The organism is Klebsiella sp. MS 92-3, assembly GCF_000195655.1.
In the GTDB taxonomy this organism is placed as follows: Bacteria; Pseudomonadota; Gammaproteobacteria; order Enterobacterales; family Enterobacteriaceae; genus Klebsiella; species Klebsiella pneumoniae.
In genome coordinates this window covers 1,644-5,402 of record NZ_GL882769.1, presented here as the reverse complement: position 1 = coordinate 5,402, position 3,759 = coordinate 1,644, and the positions used below count along the sequence as shown (strand labels likewise).

Here is a 3,759-nt window from a genome sequence, read left to right as displayed (position 1 = left end):
CCCCCCCCGCGCGGGGGGGGGGGGGGGGGGAGAGGGCGAAGAGATTACTCTTTGTCCGTCGCGCTCAGCGAGACGGAAGAGAGGTAGTTCAGCAAGGCGATGTCGTTTTCGACGCCCAGCTTCATCATCGCCGATTTCTTCTGGCTGCTGATGGTTTTAATGCTGCGATTAAGCTTTTTGGCGATCTCGGTTACCAGGAAACCTTCGGCGAACAGGCGCAGCACTTCGCTCTCTTTCGGCGACAGGCGTTTATCGCCATAGCCGCTGGCGCTGATTTTTTCCAGCAGGCGAGAGACGCTTTCCGGGGTGAATTTCTTCCCTTTCTGCAGCGCGGCCAGCGCTTTTGGCAGGTCGGTCGGCGCCCCCTGCTTGAGGACGATCCCTTCGATATCCAGATCCAGCACCGCGCTGAGGATCGCCGGATTGTTGTTCATGGTCAGAACAATGATCGACAGATCCGGGAAGTGGCGCTTGATGTATTTAATCAGCGTGATCCCGTCGCCGTATTTGTCACCGGGCATGGACAGATCGGTGATCAGCACATGGGCGTCCAGCTTCGGAAGATTGTTGATAAGGGCCGTGGAGTCTTCAAACTCGCCAACGACGTTCACCCACTCAATTTGCTCAAGTGACTTACGAATACCGAACAGTACGATCGGATGGTCATCGGCAATAATTACGTTCATAGTGTTCATGTATAAGGCTACCTTCTACAGCAAGCTCTTGACGTAAGCGTCAATGTCGCTGATATATTTTTCTATGCCTTGCGCATCCTTTTCGCGAATCAGATGCTCAAGCGTTTCACATAACTGCTTGCCGGGTATCAGATTAAGCATAGCAAATGCCCCTTTGAGGCGGTGGGCGGTTTGCGCCAGAGCAGCAAAATCGCCCGCTTCGATTTCAGTATACAATCTCTGAACATCATCCGGTACCGTATCGGCAAACAGTGCGTAATAGCCGCTGGCATGGAGTTCGGCGTTACTCTCGTTTCCTGAGGTGACGGGCTGAACCGCCTCCTCCGCCAGCTGCTGCTCAATAAGCTGCAGGATAGCCTCCTGCATCGCCGTGCTAATATTAAAGTTGACCCGCAGTTGGCCCGGGCCGATCTTGCGTATCCCGACCTCATCATCGCTTAAAAGCAAGCCTGAAGCAGTAAGATTAGACGGATTATCCGTTAAATAAAGATCAAAGGCTTGACTGGTCGCCCGATCGTCCGGTGTGATGCAGGACGCTCCCCAGCTCTCCAGCTGGCGAGTGACAATCCGCCGCACTTCGCTGGAAGTCACATCCAGCAGGACGATAACGTCATCCAGCAAATGCTCTCCCGCCTCTGGCGCCTCTTCGCTGGCCGGCATTTTCAGATGCAGGGTATAGCGCGTCCCCAGCGACTCCCGGGCTTTAATGGTCAATTGCCCGCCCAGCTTGCGCGTCATGCGGTCGCATAGCCAGAAGGTAAGGGCGTTTGCTTTGCCGTACAGGTCGCTCTGGGTCTCGTTGAGATACGGGAAGTGCATATTGTCGATCTCGTTTGCCGAGACGCCGTTGCCGGTATCCAGAATGCGGAAGGTCAGGCGATCGCTGGCCGACTCATCCTGACAGACGTCTAGGGTGATCTTGCCGATAGGCGTGGTGGTCACTGAATATTGGATTAACAGCACCAGCGTGCGCCGCAGAGCTTCACGGTCGCCATAGCGCTGCTCGCCGGCCGGGAGCGCATTGTTGATGAGCAGCTGCAGACCCTTGCGTTTCATCGCCGGCAGCACTTCCGGCACGACGTCGTCAATAAGCTCCTGCACCGAGAACAACGTCTGGTTGGTTTTCCAGGCATCGCTTTCCAGCAGATTGGCGAGCTGAATGTCATCGATGAGTTTGACCAGCTCATCGGCATGCTGGGCCAGCGTCCGATTCTCTGTACTACTGAGCGCCGCCGCCTCTGCCGCCAGCGTCAGCGCGGGCTGCTTCAGAGCGCTGCCGATGTGCTGCATAAAGGCGGCCCGTCCCTGCTGGTTTTTCTCATACAAGCGCTGGGCCTGCTTGAGCTTTTTATTGACCAGCACTTCGCGGTCCTGATCACGGATGATCAGGATCTGGGTGCGCGGCGCTACCTGGCTGCGATACTGGCGGATTTCATACTGCTCATTATTGACGGTGGCCTGAATTACCCCCTGATGCTGGTCCGCCATATTGGTGATGTTCTGCAGATTCAGGTGCGGAAGCAGATGGTCGGCAATTGGATTGCTGATAACCGTTCGGTTGGCTTCCTGATCGTGAACGAGCAGCCCCAGCGGCAGCAGAGAAACAATCTCTTCGTTAATGGCGCGCAGCAGGCGCAGTTCGCTGTTGGCGGCGGAGGGGAGCCCGGCGCCAGACGAATGGCTGCGTCCTTTATAGTGGCGAAAGGTGGTAAAACCAAACAGCGCCAGCGCCAGCAGACCAATGTTGAGCAGCAGCGGCAGAAGAATGTTCTGCATGGACTCCAGCAGCATGGTGCTCATTGGTACCGTCCACAGCAACTGCATACCGGTGGTGCTGATGTCGGTGGCGATGTCAATCTGCATGCCGTTAAAGGTGATCCCGATATGATCGGCGCTCTCTTTATCCGGCGTGGTGGCGAGATTTTGCGACGGGTCAGGCTCGATACGGAAGCTGTCGATGGTCATGCCGGGCGGGATCAGATCGTTAATCGGCAGGTCGAAGGCGACCACCGTGGCAAGGTGTCCGGGCTGGTTGAAGGTGGTGCGTAACGTAAAATAGTGCGCGTTCTGCCAGGCGAGATGGCGCAGCGGCGAGAACGTCTCGCGCTCATCAAGGGTATTAGCCTGCAGCAGCATTTCCGCGCGCCGCGACTCCACGACGCTGCTGATCGTTGACTCTTTGAAGCTCGAAGAGAGGTCCTTCAACGGCAGGGTGGAGACCAGGATCAGACTATTGTCCAGGCCGTTGAGATAGTACATCGACCACGGAATGGTCTCCGCGCCCCACAAAATATCGAGATAATCGGACATTTTCTGCGTCATTTCGAGGGTGGAGCTGTCATGGGAGCCAAAGATCAGGGCTTCGGTTTTACGCCGGGGTTTCTCCAGGTAGTAAACGTCCTGTTTTAAACGCGTCTCCTGCAGACCGCCGCTTGCGGTGTTGACTGAGGTGGCGGCGATATTGTCGTAGATCTGCCAGGTGGCATAGCGCCAGGCGTCAATGCGCTGGTGCAGAGCGTGGGAGACATCAACCACCTGATAGCTTTTCTCCTTCAGCCAGGCATTGACGGCGCTTTGGATCATCACCCCCATTGTCGCCAGCAGGACAATAACCATCAAAATGAAGAAGCGGCTGATGTTGCCGGGGATCAGGGAGAATTTTTTCGGGGTCATCTTGTGGCTGAACGACTCATCATTGTTTGTAAACAGGATGTAGCGCCAGAGTAACTGGCAACAAAGCAGATGCTGCTGGCAGTATAAAGGCTAATGGCGTAAATCCATACTACAGATTGGCGCCAGCGGTGCGATGCCGCCCAGGAATTATCTTAGAAACGAAGCGTAAATGAAACCGCGCCGGGAAGGTTAACCGGCGACGATATTGACGGAAACAAAAGGGAAGAATCGCACGAAATAACAAGACATTGGCAGAATATGCACCACTGATGGCCTAATTGATTGATTAATAGTCGTTAGGGAATCATTAGCCGTAGCACAGATAAATTAAAGTTGTGTAAAGAAGGGTAAAAAAAAACGCCAGCGGGGGGGGGGGGGGGGGGGGGGGGGG

2 protein-coding genes are annotated in these 3,759 nt (G+C 55.3%); both read right to left on the bottom strand.

Translation table 11 applies throughout. The annotated features are described in order from the left end of the window. Positions 1 to 44: 44 nt before the first annotated feature. Positions 45 to 695 (bottom strand): response regulator transcription factor RcsB, encoded by a 651-nt coding sequence (gene rcsB / locus HMPREF9538_RS20535; protein WP_002913007.1) that lies wholly within the window; start codon positions 693 to 695, stop codon positions 45 to 47. 15 nt (positions 696 to 710) lie between these two features. Continuing rightward, positions 711 to 3,368, bottom strand: a complete 2,658-nt coding sequence (gene rcsD / locus HMPREF9538_RS20540) for a phosphotransferase RcsD (protein ID WP_002913006.1) — start codon at positions 3,366 to 3,368, stop codon at positions 711 to 713. Positions 3,369 to 3,759 lie beyond the last annotated feature (391 nt).

Bases quoted from the DNA above. Each gene is read 5' to 3' on its own strand.
- rcsB (WP_002913007.1), bottom strand. From the start codon at position 695: ATGAACACTATGAACGTAATTATTGCCGATGACCATCCGATCGTACTG.
- rcsD (WP_002913006.1), bottom strand. From the start codon at position 3,368: ATGACCCCGAAAAAATTCTCCCTGATCCCCGGCAACATCAGCCGCTTC.